The following is a 15,992-nucleotide window of genomic DNA, read 5'->3' on the forward strand; positions in this document are numbered from 1 at the left end:
ATGGAAACCAAAGAACAAATTTTGCAGCTTATTTTGAAAGAAAATTTGTTTGAAAAAACCTTGATTTTAAAACGAAATGAAATTTTTAAATCCATCGGATCTGTTGACACAAACCTTTATTTTCTAGAAGAAGGATCGATGAAAGTTTCCATTATAGATGATGGCGAAGAAAGAATCATTCGATTTGGATACCGAAATAATTGGTTGGTGGCAATTGATAGCTTTTTGACCAATCTTCCTTCACCATTTGAATTCAAAGCTTTAAAACGAACAAAAATCCATGTATTGAGTAAAAATCAATTTGAGGAAATTTTAAACTCAAATTCTAATTTTATGCAAACTTGGAATGATATATTACAAGATTTGGTTTTGCAACAAATGGAAAGAGAAATTGATTTGTTGACTCATTCGCCAAAAGATCGTTACGAAAGAGTATTGAAGCGAAGTCCACAATTGTTTCAAGAAATTTCCAACCATCAGATTGCAAAATATTTACGCATGTCGCCCGAAACATTATCTCGTTTGAAAAAGTCTTGATTGAAATCAAGGTTTCCAAATTACTTCTTTCCGAATTTTGTCTAAATTTAATTGTATGAAATTCAATTCGGTGCAACTTTTAGAAGAATTAAAAGAATTAACAGAAAATCATGTATTGTTGGTCAACAAGTGGAAAGAACTTCCTAGAGAAAATTGGGTACAACGACCCAATGAAAATTCATGGAATGCCTTGGAATGTTTGGAGCATTTGAACTACTATGGAAATTTTTATCTTCCCGAAATTGAACAGCAAATGAAAAGTTCAAACTTTTCCCATTCAGAACATTTTCATTCTGGAATTTTGGGTAATTATTTTGCGAAATCGATGCTTCCTAAATCAAAAGGAGGGAAGATGAAAACCTTCAAAGAAATGAATCCAATAGGGAAAAATTTGGATCATTCTGTAATCGAACATTTCATTTCTCAACAAGAAAAATTAAGAGAATTATTGAATTTAGCTCATCAGAAAAATTTAACAAAAATCAAAACTTCCATCAGTATTTCGAAAAGGATCAAACTTCGTTTGGGTGATACATTAAGAATTGTGATTTACCATAACGAACGTCATTTGCAACAAGCAGAAAAAACTTTATTCGGTTGATTTTGGCTGATGAGAAACACCTTTTTGAATTCGATCTTCAATACGTTGATCGATTTTAGCAAAGACGCCAAAACCTTTTAAAATCACGATAATTCCAAATCCCATTAAAATAAAACCAATCGTTTTTTTGAAGTAAAAAATTCGACGAATGGTAAAACTTTCTTTTACTTTTTGAGCCAAGAATATTTTGCCCAAATCCAAGATAAAAAAGGTTATTAACACAATGGAAATGAAAAGGAAACTATCTTCTTGTCTTGGATATTGAATCACAATTGTACTTACGATAAAAAACCAAAAGACAATGACCCCAATGTTTAAAATATTGAGTAAGAAACCGTTAAAAAAAGTACGTAAATAATTCTTGTTCACCACATTAACATTTCTCATCTTGAGATTGGGTTTGGTGATGAACATGATGAGTCCATAGATTAAAATAAAGAATCCGCCAAAAATGTAAATTGAGGGATTGTTTTGAATGGCCAAGGCCAAATCTTTACTTCCAAAATAGGCAACAGAAATGCATAAAATATCGGCTGCAATCACACCCAAATTTAATACAATAGCGGCTTTCCAACCTCTTGAAACACTCGTTTCTAAAAGCAAGAAAAAGACGGGACCAATCAATATCAAACTGAGTAAAATCCCTATTAATATGGCAGATGTAACCAAATCCATTTGGCTCGCAAGTTAGCAAGAATTAACCTAATAATTCGAAATCTAATTGCTTATTTCGAAGATCGGCTTTGGCAACTTTGATTCGAACCTGATCGCCCAACTGATAGGTAATTCCTGTTTTTCGACCTACAATGGAGTAATTCTTTTCATCGAAATAAAAGGAATCTTCGTCCATATTTCTCAATCGAACCATTCCTTCACAACGCGTCTCCGGAATTTCGACAAAAATTCCATATTCTTGAACGCCTGTGATATAACCATAAAATTCCTCTCCTACAAATTGCTCCATGTATTTAACCTGCATGAATTTGATGGATTCTCTTTCTGCCTCTGCAGCCAATTTTTCTCGCGATGAACTATGGATACATTTTTCCTCAATTGGAGCTGCCGCAGGAGATTTTCCACCATCTAAATAATGTTGCAACAAACGATGCGCCATCATATCGGGATAACGACGAATGGGTGATGTAAAATGCGAATAATATTGAAACGCCAAACCATAATGTCCAACGTCGTTTTCAGTCGAATATTTCGCTTTGCTCATGGTTCTAACCGCCAAAGTTTCAATCAGATTTTCTTCTGGTTTTCCTTTGACATCGGCCAACAATTGATTCATGGATTTCGTTACCGACATACGATCTCTTAAATCCAACGTATACCCAAATTGTTTGATGAATAAGCGTAAATCTTGCAATTTATCTGGATCTGGATCATCGTGAATACGATAAACAAAGGTATTATTGTTCGGTTTACCATTCGTAGTAGAAACGAATTCGGAAACCTTTCGGTTGCATAACAACATGAATTCCTCAATCAAATGATTGGAATCTTTGCTAATCTTGAAATAAGTGCCAATTGGATTATCGTTTTGATCCAATTCAAATTTGACTTCGATTTTATCAAAGGTAATCGCACCTGCATTCATTCGTTCTTTGCGAAGAACTTTGGCCAAACGATCCAAGGTTAAAATTTCTTCTTTGAAATCGCCATCGGCACCTTCAATGATTTCTTGTGCTTCTTCGTAGGTAAAACGACGATTGGAATGAATCGCAGTTCTTCCATACCATTCGTTCACGACTTTCGCTTTTTCATCCATTTCAAAAACGGCTGAAAAGGTATATTTATCTTCATTTGGACGAAGTGAACAAGCAACATTACTCAAATTTTCGGGTAACATAGGAACCACGCGATCGACCAAATAAACCGAAGTTGCCCGATTGTAAGCTTCTTGTTCCAATAGTGAACCTGGACGTACATAATGCGTCACATCGGCAATATGAATCCCAACTTCCCAGTTTCCATTTTCTAATTTTCGTAAGGATAAAGCATCGTCAAAATCTTTCGCGTCTTTTGGGTCAATGGTAAAGGTTACCACATCACGCATATCGCGACGATTGGCAATTTCAGACTCATGGATTTCAACATCCAATTCTTGTGCTTCTCTCTCCACTTCCTCAGGGAAATTAATCGGTAAGTTGTATTCCAATAAAATGGCATGCATTTCGGCATTGGTTTCATCTGGACTTCCTAAAACTTCCACAATTTCTCCAAAAGGATTTTCGGCTCCAATTGGCCAATCTTTCAATTCTACTACGACTTTATCACCCGTTTCGGCATCTTTGAATTTTTCCTTTGGAATGTAGAAATCCACATGGATTGAACGAGAATTCATCACCACAAACCCAAATTTTCCGCTGGCCTGTTTTTCAAAAATTCCGGTGAATAAAGTTTTGAATCGTTTCACGACTTCCACGACTTCGCCTTCCATTCGCTGTCCTTTTTTCTTAACCGGATAAGCATAAATTCTCACCAAATCTCCTTGCAAAGCATTCTTCTTTTTGGATTTTTGGATCATGATATCTTCCTCAATTCCATCAACGGTTACATAGGCAGTTCCGCTTTGTGAAATATCAATGGTTCCTACCAAATAATGCTTTTCGGCATTGACGCTAAATTTTCCGCGTGCAGATTCTTTGATTTTTTTATCGGCCAATAAACCTTGGAGATCTTTGATTAAAATTTCTCGATCGATGATATTGGTAATTTTTAAGCTAGAAGCAATTTGTTTGTAATTCTGAGCCCGATTGGGTTCTTTGAAAAGTACTTCTAAGATTTTTTGACTGTATTTTCCAGAAGTAGTTCGTTTATTTTTCGAATTATATTTTCTTTTCGACATGTATTCTATATTAATGTTGGTATCTATCAAAAAAGAATTTTAAATGATAGATATAAAACTAATTATCCCAACCCTAAGTATTCTTAAGTAATTCTTAAATTTAGATAATTATCATTTGCTTTAGCAAGAATTCGACCAATTTCTAACAAATCCATAAAGGAGTAACGATTCCAAGGTAAAGTAGGAAAGAAATTTCGAGTTATGAACAAGAAATTTTTTCGACTCTCTTTTCATGTCTTCCTCCTTCAAATGGCGTTTTCAAGAAAACTTCAATCATTTCAATGGCGTATTCGTACGCAACAAAACGAGCTGGAAGCGCAATGATGTTGGCATTGTTATGTTGTCTTGTCAAACGAGCAATATCTGTATTCCAACAAAGAGCAGAACGCACACCTTGATGTTTATTGGCCGTCATATTCACACCTTGACCACTTCCACAAATTAAAATTCCAAAATCTACTTCTGCGTTTTCAACAGCTGCAGCAGTCGGATGAGCAAAATCTGGGAAATCAACAGAATCTGTTGATAACGTTCCAAAGTCTTTCATCTCAATACCTTGCTCTGTTAAATACTGAATAATTCTGGTCTTATATTCATATCCTGCATGGTCAGAACCGATCGCTATTTTCATAATTTTTATGTTTATTAACAAGTGTTTTTATAAAATTCAATAAGTAATTCATTTTCAAGGTTTCCAAATTGTAAACTAAATGTTAATAAATTCGAATTACTTTTTATATGTTTTTAACATTTCTTCTTGCTTTTCTCAAATCCAATTTTGATTAGAATTTTTTTCATTCAAAGCAAGGAAAAGTTTTGATTTTGGCACGGATGTTTTGCACAGAGTTATTGATAGTTTTAACAAGTCAATTTATGCAGAAAATCCACTGTTAACAATTAACAATAATTGTTGATAACCTCCTAAACCATTCATTCAAAAACAAAATTACGAATAAATCATTGTTAATACTCTACCCATAAAATAAAACCAACTTTAGTTATCCACATATTAACAGGGTATATATATAAATCAGTTTTTCTTTTTTTAAAAATTTAAATAAATAATATGATGATTATATAATTGTGAACAACAAAAAATGGCGATGACGAATAAATCTTCTATTTTTGCTCTCATCAAAATTCAATGAAATGAAAACAATCGACGACTTTAATTTTCAAAACAAGAAAGCATTGATCCGCGTAGATTTTAATGTTCCGCAAGATGATCAATTAAATGTAACGGATGATACACGAATTCAAGCCGCTAAACCAACCATCGATAAAATCTTAAAAGACGGAGGATCAGCGATTTTGATGACGCATTTAGGTCGTCCAAAAGGAGGAGTTGAAGATAAATTTTCATTGAAACACATTGCTTCAAAAGTTTCAGAGGTTTTGGGTGTTGAGATTCAAGTTGCTGAAGATGTAATCGGTGAAGATGCCAAATCAAAAGCGGTAAATTTGAAACCTGGAGAAATTTTATTATTGGAAAACGTTCGTTTTCACGCAGAAGAAGAAAAAGGAGATAAGGAATTTGCAAAAGAATTGGCTTCTTTGGGTGATATTTATGTCAATGACGCCTTTGGAACTGCTCATAGAGCGCATGCTTCAACTGCTATCATTGCCGAATTTTTCCCCAATGCGAAATGTTTCGGTTATTTAATGAAGCAAGAGCTTGAAGCGATTGACAAAGTGTTGAAAACAGGTGATGGACCTGTAACCGCGATTTTAGGAGGAGCAAAAGTTTCCTCAAAAATTACCATTATTGACAATATTTTACCAGCTGTTGATAACTTGATTATTGGTGGAGGTATGACCTATACGTTTATCAAAGCACAAGGTGGAGACATCGGAAATTCTTTGGTAGAAGACGATAAATTAGATTTAGCAATGGACATCATCAAAGCTTGTGATGAGCACGATGTGAATTTGTATTTGCCATTGGATAATGTGATTGCTGATAAATTTAGCAACGATGCCAATACGAAAATTGTAGCCGTAAACGAAATTCCTGACGGATGGATGGGAATGGATGTCGGGCCAGAAACGAATTTGGAATTTGCCGAAGTGATTGCAGAATCCAAAACCATTTTATGGAACGGTCCTTTGGGCGTTTTTGAAATGGATAAATTCGCTAAAGGAACTATTTCTTTGGGTGAAGCCATTGCCAAAGCGACTGAAAAAGGAGCTTTCTCTTTAGTGGGAGGTGGTGATTCGGTTGCCTTTGTGAAACAATACAACTACGATGAAAAAGTGAGCTATGTTTCAACAGGTGGAGGCGCTATGTTGGAATCTTTGGAGGGAAAAGAACTTCCAGGCGTTGCAGCAATTATGAACTAGAATGGTTTTTTATTAGATAATGCTTAAAATCCTGAATGTGAAAACGTTCAGGATTTTTTTATTGGAGTTGTTAATAAAAGTGAATAAGCCGTTTCTTTGCGAATTTTCGACTCCAAATACACATAAAAACACTGAACAAACGGATCATGCTGTGTTTCGCTTTGAATGAAATGTTCGATTTTGTTTTGAAAGGATTTTAGAGTGAGTTTATCTGGATTCAGAAGGATTTCCTCTATGAACTTCAGAAACGTTAGAACACGCGCTTCTTTTACCTCCAAAAGGTAGTTTTTGTAGCGACGTTGGAAACTTTTGATGCGTGACAAGGCCAATTCTATTTCTTCCTCTTGTTCATACACCAAGATTTCCAGTAATTTCTTTCGGATGGTCCAAAGCATACCCAATTTCTTTTCAAAAAAGGCATCACTATGATTCAATTGATGCAATTCCTTCCGCAAATTAGGCAAACGAAGAAATGCCATGCATAAAATTTTGGTCATTTTTAAGTCTTGAATTTCCTCAAAAGCCATTTTTGTTTGAGTTTTCAACAATTGATCAATTTGTTCGATGGATTTTTCGGCTTTTCCTGTGAATAAATTATTCAAACTGGTTAACAACATCCATTTCCCGATAAATTTGCTGGATAAATTCTGTTTTTTCGTTTTCCAGGAATTTTCCATTTCTGTTAAATATCGGAGCGAGCTTTCAAATTGATGCGTTCGAAAGGTATAATTCGCTAAGAAATAAAAAATTTGAAGATGTTCTTCAAGATGTAAATCTTTGTTTTCCTGTTTGGATTCTAAAAATTTTAAAGCTTTTTTGAAAAAGGGTTCAACACGCGTAAAATCTTGTTGAATATGGGCAAATTCGTTGGCAATAAACAGGATTTGACTCAAGGAGCGATAACTCATGATTTGGCGTAAATCCAGATTAAATTTCTCCAAGGATTCAATAATTAAGGCTTCGAAATCAATGATTTTTTTGTTCAAATGCATTTCATTGATCTGAATTCTCACGAAATGATAAGCGAGTTTCAATTGAGATTCAAATGCAATTTGTTGGATGTTTTGCTGAATTTTCTGTTGAATTTCTTCGAAATCTTCCGTTTTAACAAAGCCATCATTTTCCAATTGGGTTTGATAAATTTCATGAAGCAAACTGTATTGTTCCAATTTCAATGCTTGTTTTTCTGCTTTTTTCAAAAACCTATGCGCTAGTTGAAAAAATTGATGTTGAATGAAATACCTTGAAACTACCAAATACCGTAGCGATTCATGCATTTCTTCTGCATTCTTTTCAAAAATTCGGTTGCTTAAAAATTCTACTAAATTTTCCGATAAACGCTTGCGAAGCGCATGATAGGCATCTCGATTTTTTGCATTCGGATATATTTTTTTTATACCTTTTATATCATCAGTTTCAAGCATTTTAAATAAATCAATGTTTTTGGCATCATGTCGTTTATTCTTTGCTTTTAATTCTTTTAAAAACGCAATTTTATCGCTTTTATCAAGTATTGATATGATTTCCGAAAGCTTATCCATGAAGAAGTTAGTTTGTATAAACTTAAAATAAATCTTATTATAAATCGTCAGTTTTCAATAATAATTTAGTTTTTATTTGATGGAACTCAGCGGAATTTTGTCCCAACAATAACCCTTAAAAAATTATAAGTATGGAACCGCTAAATGAAACAAATTCAACAGAAAAAACAATAAAAGGATTTTTTGATAACACAAGAAATCCTTTGAAACCAACACCAGCATTTATAGGTGCATCTTGGTCAGCTTTACTCTTGGGAACGACCAGTTTTATCATCGGATTGTTCAATGCCGATATGATGCTAAATGAGAAAGGCTATTATTTTACCTTGTTATTATTCGGATTATTTTCTGTGATTTCGGTGCAAAAATCCGTTCGCGACAAAGCCGAAGGATTGCCCGTTACCGAATTGTATTATAGCCTAAGTTGGTTTGCCGTCATTGCTTCTTTGGTTTTGTTAACCATCGGTTTATGGAATGCCGACATGGAATTAAGTGAAAAAGGATTTTATGGTATGTCGTATGGATTGAGCGTATTTGCCGCGATTGCTGTTCAAAAAAATACACGCGACGCCAAATTAATTGATGATAAAAACCTAAAACTTTAGCGGTTCCTCCGTGGTTATCCAATTGGGTGGCCGCGGAGTTTTTTAATTTATTGCTGCAAGAATTCCTCGACCAATCGAGCGAATTCTTGTTTGCTTTGTTCCAAATCGGAATTGATCAAAACTACATCAAATTTTGGCGCCAAAAGAAGCTCTTTTTCGGCCTTTTCTACGCGCATTTGGATGATCTCCTCGGCATCTGTATTTCGACCTCTTAAACGCTTTTCTAATTCCTCTACAGAAGGCGGCATGATAAAGATGGACAAAGAATTTTCGGGATATAATTTTTTCAAATTAACACCGCCTTCTACATCGATATCAAAAATGACGGACTTTCCATTGGCCCAAATTCGTTCAATTTCTGACTTTAAAGTTCCATACAAAATATCGGTATAGACTTCTTCCCATTCAGCAAATTCTTGGTTCTCCACTTTTTGTTTGAATTCTTCGGAAGAAATAAAATGATAATCTTTTCCATGAACTTCGTTTTCTCTTGGCGAGCGAGTCGTGCAAGAAATTGAAAATTCCAACTCATTGGAAACCTCCAAAAGATGTTTGACCAAAGTGGTTTTACCAGCGCCAGAAGGAGCAGAAACGATGATTAATTTGCCTGAATTCATGGTGCAAAAATCCGTAAAATTTAAGGTTTAAACAAAAATAATCTTTGTCATTCCCAACAGAGTGATGAATATTTTATAGAATGTAGATTTCTCCTTCGTCGAAATGACAAAAGGTGAATTTTTATAGAATGAAAAAACCCTGTTAGGTTTTCAAAATCTAACAGGGTTTAACTAGATATTTTTTCAGATTTTATAAAATGTTTAAAACCTGTTCTTTCACTTTTTCTAATTCATCTTTCATTTGAACCACAATTTTTTGCATTTCAGAATGATTCGATTTAGATCCAAGAGTATTGATTTCACGACCGATTTCTTGGCATATAAAGCCTAATTTTTTTCCTTCGGAATCATTGGTTTTCAAAGTTTCGATGAAATAATCACAATGATTTTTCAAGCGAACTTTTTCTTCTGTGATATCCAATTTCTCCAAATAGTAAATCAATTCTTGTTCGAAACGATTTTGATCATATTCAGCTGCTAATTCTTCTAAATTTTTGGTAAATCGTTCTTTTAAAGTTTGAATTCGTTCTTTTTCAAACGGAACGACTTGCACCAATAAATCTTGAATGATGCCAATTCGTTGAATGAATTCTTGTTCCAAAACTTTTCCTTCCGAAACACGGAATTCATTTAAATTTTGAACGGCTTCGTCCATCAATTTCACGACTTTGTTCCATTCATCTTCGTCCAATTCTTTGCTGGAAAAAGCCATCACATCTGGCAATCGCATCACAATCGAAAGCAATTCTGAATCACTTGCATCCGGAACAATTTCTTTGAATTCGTTGATATAAGCCTTGATGATATCAGGATTGATTTGTTGGGCTTTACTAACGGAATTTACTTCGGTTTGAATGGAAAAATCAACTTTTCCACGTTGTAATTTTTCGGATAAAATTTTTCGGATTTCCAATTCTTTCTCTTTGTAAAGGAAGGGCAATCTCGTATTTAAGTCTAAGGTTTTGCTGTTAAGGGAACGGATTTCAATGGTAATTTTCTTGTCATCGCATTCTACCACTGCTTTACCGTATCCAGTCATGGATTGAATCATATTCTCATTTTCATTTGGTTCAAAAGTAAGGAAAAACTTTATACCAATTCACCCTTTTTCCACACGCTATTGGGCTTCATTTGTCCTTGATAATAGATAATATCGCGGAAATCGGATGTTGGAAAACCAATAAAATCAGCCTGATAACCCGATTGCAGAATTCCTCTATCCGAAAAATTCAAAGCTTTTGCTGCTCGAAAGGTTAAAGCGGCTAAAACTTCTGCCATTGAAAGTTTTTCAAAAGTTGCCAAAATAGAGGCTTGTGTTAATAAATCACCCATCGGGGCTGAACCTGGATTCCAATCAGAAGCAATTGACAAACAAGCGCCAGCATCCAAGAGTTTTCGTGCGGGTGTATAACGCATTCCAAGTCCAATCGAAGCGCCCGGTAATGCAGTTGCAACCACATTGGATTTTGCTAACATGGCGATTTCTTCATCTCCAGAAAATTCCAAGTGATCGGCACTTAAAGCGTCAAATTCCACAGCTAAATGACTTCCACCTGGTGTGAATTGGTCTGCGTGAACCGTTATTTCAAATCCTTGTTTTTTGGCTTCAGCTAAATACACACGACTTTCTTCCACTGAAAAAGCCGATTGCTCGGTGAAAATATCTATACGTTTGGCGAGATTTTTTGCTTTCAAAACAGGGAAAACTTCATCGACTAAGATTTTCAAATAGTCTGCATTGGAACCATCAAAATCTTTGGGTTTCATATGCGCTCCCAAAAAGGTAGGTACAATATCTGCTTTGCAGTTTTCTTTTACTTGTTGAATAACTTCCAACATTTTGATTTCGTCTTTCATACTCAACGCATAGCCCGATTTTATTTCCATCGTAGTGGTTCCCATTTTCAACAAATGGTTGGCTTTTTCAAGAGTTGAATCCAATAAATTTTCTTTGGATTCTTTGCGTGTATTGGTTACGGTAGACCAAATTCCACCACCACTTTCAGCGATTTCCAAATAGGTTTTTCCGTTTAAGCGCATCGCAAAATCCTTGGATCTTTTGCCACCAAAACAAATATGGGTATGACTATCGATCCAACCTGGAACAAGAACCATCGGTTGTTGAATTTCTTCTAATTCGATAGACGGATGAGACTTTCGTAAGTTTTCAAAACGATCAATTGCTTTAATTTTTCCATTTTCAACAAGAATTCCAGCGTTTTCTAAGATTTCTAATTCTTCATCTTTGATCGCACCTTTTAAGGACAATCCGTTAAGCGTTATAATTTGTGAAAAAGGACCAATTAATTTCATTTTCGATTCGATTTTAAAAGTCAAATTTAGTGTTTTTCAAAAAGAAAAGCCCCGAATCATCGGGGCTTTATGTATGCTAAGAAGTTTTTTCTTATTTAGCGTTTGCAGTAATATCAACTTGTAAGATTACTTCGTCTTTGATGACAGAATCGCCACCACCTTTGTAAACGATACCGAAATCTTGACGGTTGATAGCAAATTCTTCAGATTTGATTGTAACAGTTCCAGCTTCTTCTTTTACATTAGCTTTGAACGTGATGTTTTTCTCAATATCTCTGAATTTCAAGTTTCCTGAAATTTCTGTGTTGAAATCACCAGCGTCTAATTTTTTCGCTGAAGTTACGTGGAAAGTAGCTTCTGGGAATTTTTCAACGTCCAAGAAATCAGCTGATTTCAAGTGTCCGTCTAATTTAGCTTTTGTATCTGGATCTTCGTTTAAATCAGCACTTTCAAAAGTTGTTTGATCAGCAACAAAATGACCAGCTTCTAAAACACCATCTTTTACAGTTACTTCACCAGATTTCAATTTAACAGAACCATAGTGTCCTTCTTCTGGTTTGGTAGTGTCTTGGTAGAATTTTCCACCTTTCCAATTTGTAGTACTTACTTCTGTATTTACAGCATAAGTTACAGATTCTTCACTTGCAACTGCAGTTTCTTGTGCGTCAGTTGCCTCAACAGTATCTTTTCCTCCTCCACAAGAAGTCAAAAATACCATTCCGATTAAAGTTAAACTTAAAAATGCTTTTCTCATTACTTTTATTTTTGGGCAAAATTATCTCAAAAACCTTGCCTAGAACGTTAACGTATGATAGTAAATTGAAAAATTTTGAAAATAACCATTTAACCACTTACCTTTGAATTCATCAGAATTCCTTAATTTATGCTAAAAATTCACCAACTAAGCTTTCAATACCCTTCATCCAAAAAAATATTGGAAGGAATTGATTTCGAAGTGAATAAAGGAGAAATTCTGAGTATTTTAGGCGAAAGTGGAAGTGGAAAATCAACCTTGGTTCGCTTGATTTATGGACTGGAAGATGTTTCCGATGGTGAAATTCTTTACCAAGATCAATTCGTAACCGGACCCAAACATAATTTGGTTCCAGGACATCCACTCATGAAATTTGTTCCACAAGAATTTGACTTGCTCAATTCTATTACAGTTGGAGAAAATGTGGGCAAATATTTGAGCAATTTCAACTTACCTTTAAAAAAAGAAAACATTGAATTGGCGTTGGAAACCGTCAATATGCAAGAATTCATTCATGTTTTTCCTTCTCAATTAAGTGGAGGTCAACGACAAAGAGTTGCGATAGCGAGAGCGATTGCTACGCAACCTGAAGTTTTGTTGTTGGACGAACCCTATAGTCATTTGGATCAACCTTTGAAGTTTGAGCTTCGCAAAAAAATATGGAATTGGGCCAAAGCCACCAATTGTACCTTGATTTTAACAACGCATGATGTCAATGATGCTTTGGGCTTTTCCGATCAAATCCTTATTTTAAAAGAAGGAAACCAAATTCAAAAAGCTAATCCAGAAACAATTCGAAATTTTCCCCAAAATAGCTATGTGGCAAGTTTGTTAGGAGAATTTTCCCAATTGAATTCAACCGATATGAAGGACATATTTGGGATCGAAATTCCAGAAAATGAATGGGCAATTGTTTATCCGGAAGAGGTTGAGATGAAAAATCAAGGAATTGAATTTGATATTACAGACGTTCGTTTTCGCGGAAGAGATTATTTAGTGGAAGGGATGAGAGGCTCAACAAAACTTGCCTTTTATGCGAACTTGAAGCCTGAAAATTCTCCTGTTCAATTGAGGATTTCCAATTACCGAACGGTTAAAGACTAAACTTACATTTTTAAGTAAAATTCTTTGGTAAGTTGTATGTAATCCTCGGTATAAACATTTCGTTGGATTTCGATGACCAATTCTTCAAGAAAAGTTGATTGCTTATTTCTCGTTAATTCAATCAAACTTCTTTTGATTTCTGCTGTAGCATTTCCTCTAATTTGTGTGATACTTGAAGGAAATAATTCTTGTTTTTTAGCAAATTCAACAAATTCATTTTCTTTGTCAAAAGGAATAATAAATGTAGCTTTTCCTTTTGGAGTTAACAATCGATTGGTATGAAGCAATAACTCATTCAAAGTTAAATCGGATTGTTGTCTGGCGGTATTTCTTGCAGAAATTTCCTTATGAGTCAGGTCAAAAAAAGGCGGATTGCTTACAATGAAATCAAATTGAATATTCGGCTCAAAATTTTGAATGGAAGAATGAATCAGATTCAATCGATCTGAAAAAGGACTCTGCTCAAAATTAAATTTCGCTTCATTTGCGGCATTTTCGTCGATTTCAAGCCCAAGAATCTTTGCAGTAGGAAATCGTTGCGCAAGCATCAAAGAAATAAGTCCTGTGCCCGTTCCTATATCGAGAATGGATCCGGAATCTTTCGCATTTGCCCAAGCGCCCAACAATACTCCATCGGTTCCGATTTTCATCGCCGATTTTTCTTGGGAAACTTCAAATTGTTTGAATCTAAAAACTGTTTTTGACATAAGGGATTTTCATGATGAATTCTGTTCCACGATTTTCTTCGCTGATGTAACGAATTTCACCGTTATAATCTTCCACAATTTTCTTTACCATGGCCAATCCTAGACCCATTCCTCCTGTTGTCGTAGTAAATTTGGGTTCAAAAATTTTGTCCCCTAAGTGAGGAGGAATTCCAATACCATTGTCTGAAATTCGTATAATTACTTGGTTGTTTAATTTTTGCAAATGAACCTGAATGTCGGGCTCGCGGTCAAAAGGTACTGATTGAATCGCGTTTTTAACCAAATTGGTCACAATTCTGATAAGGTAAATTTTATCAAAACTCATATGCAATTCATCGATCGTTGGTTTGAATTGGATAACTTGATCAGGAAAAATTTCCAAAGCCGTTTGAATCGTTTGAACTATCTCAATGACTTCATCTTTACGCGCTGGCATACGTGCGAAATCGGAAAAGGCTTCTGCAATTGCGGACATCGTATCGATTTGGGTGACCAGTGTATCGGAAAGATCTTTTAATTTTTCTCCGGCTCGTTCATCATTTGGGTCGTATTTACGCACATAATTTTGGATCATCATGCGCATAGGTGTCAACGGATTTTTAATTTCATGCGCCACTTGTTTGGCCATTTCTCGCCAAGCTTCTTCACGTTCGGTTAAAGCCAACAAATTGGATTGATGGTTCAATTTTTCCAACATTTCGTTGTAAGAATCTACCAAAGGTTTGATTTCATCGTTTTGCTCATATTCAATCGGACGATTGTGAATAACCACATCGGTTTGTTTGATTTTAGAAGCAATTAAACTTAATTTCCCTGTGATTTGTTTGGCAATAATCCATGAAAATAAGGCACCAAAAATCAATACAAAAACCATGATTCCCATGAAATAGCGTAACAAATTATGCAATTCATCTTGAAACATTTCATCATCTATTCGATAGGGAATGTTGACAATTGCGACAGGCTGATTTTGATAATTGTTGATATATCGATAGGTTGTCAAATAGGTTTTTCCATTGTCTGACTCAACTGGAACTTCTAAATATTCGAGGTTTCGACTCAAACTATCCATGACACGTTGAGGTAAAACGCGTTCCGTTATTCCTTTGGTTTCTGTGGAACGAAATAAATTTCCTCTTGTATCAAAAACGTTGATGTTGATTTTATGAATGTCATAAATCCCCAAAATGGAGTTTTCTAAAATGTGAAAAATATTTTCATCGGTTGCCAATTCCGGATAACGATCCAATTCGTAATCAATGGAGGCCATGACCGCTTTTTCTTTGTCTTTTAATTGCTCTTCGGCAAATTTGAGACGTTGTTCACGGAAATTGTAAATCGTCACCAACAATACCGAAACTGCTGTTAATAAAATAATTAAAAACAGAGCAAGGAAGATGCGTTGGGACAAATTGAAATTTTTCACAAATAGTTTATTTCCTCATCAATCGTTGAACATATTTTCCAATGATATCGAATTCTAAATTTACGGTATTTCCAATTGATAATTCATGCAAATTGGTATGTTCCCATGTATATGGAATAATGGCAACAGAAAATTCGCTTGGTTTGGAATTGACAACCGTCAAACTAATGCCATTGACACAAATCGAACCTTTTTCAACCGTCACATTGCCCGATTTCTCCTCGTCATAATGGAAAGTCAAAAGATAACTTCCATTTTCATTTTCGATTGAAACGAGTTTAGCCGTTTGGTCAACATGTCCTTGCACAATGTGCCCATCCAAACGTTCGTTTAGACGCATGCAGCGCTCCAAATTGACTTTGTTGCCAACTTCCAAAGTTCCTAAATTCGTTTTTTTCAAGGTTTCATCAATCGCCGTGACTTTGTATTGGTCGTTGGAAATTTCCACAACCGTCAAACAAACGCCATTGTGCGCAACACTTTGGTCAATTTTAAGTTCGTTTGTAAACGAAGATTGAACCCAAAAATGCAAATTGGTTCCTTCTGATTCTATCTTTCGTAATTGTCCTAAATCTTCTATTATACCTGTGAACAAA

General features: G+C 35.0%; 16 protein-coding genes. 5 read left to right on the forward strand and 11 right to left on the reverse strand.

Translation table 11 applies throughout. From position 1 onward, the window contains the following. Together ABID46_RS01325 and ABID46_RS01330 are read left to right on the forward strand one after the other, a co-directional pair. Positions 1–537 carry a Crp/Fnr family transcriptional regulator gene (locus ABID46_RS01325; protein ID WP_354506044.1) on the forward strand — a complete coding sequence of 179 codons (537 nt, stop codon included), beginning with the start codon at positions 1–3 and terminating at the stop codon, positions 535–537. Between the two features lie 55 nt (positions 538–592). Then, the gene (locus tag ABID46_RS01330) at positions 593–1,138 is read left to right on the forward strand and encodes a DinB family protein (protein ID WP_354506047.1); all 546 of its coding nucleotides are present in this window, start codon (positions 593–595) and stop codon (positions 1,136–1,138) included. Here ABID46_RS01330 and ABID46_RS01335 read toward each other — a convergent pair. The 3 genes from ABID46_RS01335 to rpiB all read right to left on the reverse strand — a co-directional run bounded on the left by ABID46_RS01335 (position 1,127) and on the right by rpiB (position 4,620). Then, positions 1,127–1,813, reverse strand: coding sequence for a LysE family translocator (locus tag ABID46_RS01335; protein WP_354506050.1), 687 nt, complete (start codon positions 1,811–1,813; stop codon positions 1,127–1,129). The genes ABID46_RS01330 and ABID46_RS01335 overlap by 12 nt on opposite strands. Positions 1,814–1,835: 22 nt before the next feature. Then, entirely contained in the window at positions 1,836–3,989 is a 2,154-nt protein-coding gene (rnr, locus tag ABID46_RS01340) for a ribonuclease R (protein ID WP_354506053.1), read from the reverse strand. A 199-nt stretch (positions 3,990–4,188) separates the two neighbouring features. Next, positions 4,189–4,620 carry a ribose 5-phosphate isomerase B gene (rpiB, locus tag ABID46_RS01345; RefSeq protein WP_354506056.1) on the reverse strand — a complete coding sequence of 144 codons (432 nt, stop codon included), beginning with the start codon at positions 4,618–4,620 and terminating at the stop codon, positions 4,189–4,191. A 518-nt stretch (positions 4,621–5,138) separates the two neighbouring features. On the opposite strand from rpiB, the gene ABID46_RS01350 reads away from it, so the two are divergent. Then, positions 5,139–6,329, forward strand: a complete 1,191-nt coding sequence (locus ABID46_RS01350) for a phosphoglycerate kinase (RefSeq protein WP_354506059.1) — start codon at positions 5,139–5,141, stop codon at positions 6,327–6,329. 47 nt (positions 6,330–6,376) lie between these two features. On the opposite strand, the gene ABID46_RS01355 is transcribed toward ABID46_RS01350, so the two are convergent. Next, positions 6,377–7,870, reverse strand: coding sequence for a hypothetical protein (locus ABID46_RS01355; RefSeq protein WP_354506062.1), 1,494 nt, complete (start codon positions 7,868–7,870; stop codon positions 6,377–6,379). Positions 7,871–8,001: 131 nt separating this feature from the next. Here ABID46_RS01355 and yiaA point away from each other — a divergent pair, with 131 nt between their 5' ends. Next, positions 8,002–8,475: an inner membrane protein YiaA gene (gene yiaA / locus ABID46_RS01360; RefSeq protein WP_354506065.1), complete on the forward strand. Its 474-nt coding sequence runs from the start codon at positions 8,002–8,004 to the stop codon at positions 8,473–8,475. Between the two features lie 47 nt (positions 8,476–8,522). On the opposite strand, the gene gmk is transcribed toward yiaA, so the two are convergent. From gmk to ABID46_RS01380, 4 genes are all read right to left on the reverse strand, one after another. Continuing rightward, complete coding sequence (gene gmk, locus ABID46_RS01365) at positions 8,523–9,092, reverse strand: guanylate kinase (RefSeq protein ID WP_354506068.1); 570 nt, start codon at positions 9,090–9,092, stop codon at positions 8,523–8,525. Positions 9,093–9,282: 190 nt separating this feature from the next. Further along, positions 9,283–10,143, reverse strand: a complete 861-nt coding sequence (locus ABID46_RS01370; protein WP_354506071.1) for a YicC/YloC family endoribonuclease — start codon at positions 10,141–10,143, stop codon at positions 9,283–9,285. Between the two features lie 38 nt (positions 10,144–10,181). Then, a complete protein-coding gene (gene hutI / locus ABID46_RS01375) occupies positions 10,182–11,405 on the reverse strand; it encodes an imidazolonepropionase (protein ID WP_354506074.1) in 1,224 nt (407 codons plus the stop codon). A gap of 91 nt (positions 11,406–11,496) precedes the next feature. Beyond that, the gene (locus ABID46_RS01380) at positions 11,497–12,159 is read right to left on the reverse strand and encodes a YceI family protein (protein ID WP_354506077.1); all 663 of its coding nucleotides are present in this window, start codon (positions 12,157–12,159) and stop codon (positions 11,497–11,499) included. Between the two features lie 129 nt (positions 12,160–12,288). Between ABID46_RS01380 and ABID46_RS01385 the strand changes: the two genes are divergently transcribed. Continuing rightward, positions 12,289–13,263: an ABC transporter ATP-binding protein gene (locus tag ABID46_RS01385; RefSeq protein ID WP_354506080.1), complete on the forward strand. Its 975-nt coding sequence runs from the start codon at positions 12,289–12,291 to the stop codon at positions 13,261–13,263. A gap of 2 nt (positions 13,264–13,265) precedes the next feature. Here ABID46_RS01385 and ABID46_RS01390 read toward each other — a convergent pair whose 3' ends face one another. From ABID46_RS01390 to ABID46_RS01400, 3 genes are read right to left on the reverse strand one after another with little or no spacing between them, the layout of a single operon-like run. Further along, positions 13,266–13,970 (reverse strand): tRNA1(Val) (adenine(37)-N6)-methyltransferase, encoded by a 705-nt coding sequence (locus tag ABID46_RS01390; RefSeq protein WP_354506083.1) that lies wholly within the window; start codon positions 13,968–13,970, stop codon positions 13,266–13,268. Beyond that, entirely contained in the window at positions 13,951–15,396 is a 1,446-nt protein-coding gene (locus ABID46_RS01395; RefSeq protein ID WP_354506086.1) for a sensor histidine kinase, read from the reverse strand. The genes ABID46_RS01390 and ABID46_RS01395 overlap by 20 nt, the downstream gene beginning before the upstream one ends. Before the next feature lie 7 nt (positions 15,397–15,403). Then, positions 15,404–15,991 (reverse strand): riboflavin synthase, encoded by a 588-nt coding sequence (locus tag ABID46_RS01400; protein WP_354506089.1) that lies wholly within the window; start codon positions 15,989–15,991, stop codon positions 15,404–15,406. Between the last annotated feature and the right edge of the window lies 1 nt (position 15,992).

Source organism: Moheibacter stercoris (assembly GCF_040545805.1).
Lineage (GTDB): Bacteria > Bacteroidota > Bacteroidia > Flavobacteriales > Weeksellaceae > Moheibacter > Moheibacter stercoris.

Excerpts from the sequence above, each read along its gene's own strand:
- hutI (WP_354506074.1), bottom strand. The coding sequence starts at position 11,405 with ATGAAATTAATTGGTCCTTTTTCACAAATTATAACGCTTAACGGATTG.
- ABID46_RS01355 (WP_354506062.1), bottom strand. The coding sequence starts at position 7,870 with ATGGATAAGCTTTCGGAAATCATATCAATACTTGATAAAAGCGATAAA.
- gmk (WP_354506068.1), bottom strand. The coding sequence starts at position 9,092 with ATGAATTCAGGCAAATTAATCATCGTTTCTGCTCCTTCTGGCGCTGGT.
- ABID46_RS01325 (WP_354506044.1), top strand. The coding sequence starts at position 1 with ATGGAAACCAAAGAACAAATTTTGCAGCTTATTTTGAAAGAAAATTTG.
- ABID46_RS01330 (WP_354506047.1), top strand. The coding sequence starts at position 593 with ATGAAATTCAATTCGGTGCAACTTTTAGAAGAATTAAAAGAATTAACA.
- ABID46_RS01390 (WP_354506083.1), bottom strand. The coding sequence starts at position 13,970 with ATGTCAAAAACAGTTTTTAGATTCAAACAATTTGAAGTTTCCCAAGAA.
- yiaA (WP_354506065.1), top strand. The coding sequence starts at position 8,002 with ATGGAACCGCTAAATGAAACAAATTCAACAGAAAAAACAATAAAAGGA.
- rpiB (WP_354506056.1), bottom strand. The coding sequence starts at position 4,620 with ATGAAAATAGCGATCGGTTCTGACCATGCAGGATATGAATATAAGACC.
- ABID46_RS01370 (WP_354506071.1), bottom strand. The coding sequence starts at position 10,143 with ATGATTCAATCCATGACTGGATACGGTAAAGCAGTGGTAGAATGCGAT.
- ABID46_RS01385 (WP_354506080.1), top strand. The coding sequence starts at position 12,289 with ATGCTAAAAATTCACCAACTAAGCTTTCAATACCCTTCATCCAAAAAA.
- rnr (WP_354506053.1), bottom strand. The coding sequence starts at position 3,989 with ATGTCGAAAAGAAAATATAATTCGAAAAATAAACGAACTACTTCTGGA.
- ABID46_RS01350 (WP_354506059.1), top strand. The coding sequence starts at position 5,139 with ATGAAAACAATCGACGACTTTAATTTTCAAAACAAGAAAGCATTGATC.
- ABID46_RS01380 (WP_354506077.1), bottom strand. The coding sequence starts at position 12,159 with ATGAGAAAAGCATTTTTAAGTTTAACTTTAATCGGAATGGTATTTTTG.
- ABID46_RS01335 (WP_354506050.1), bottom strand. The coding sequence starts at position 1,813 with ATGGATTTGGTTACATCTGCCATATTAATAGGGATTTTACTCAGTTTG.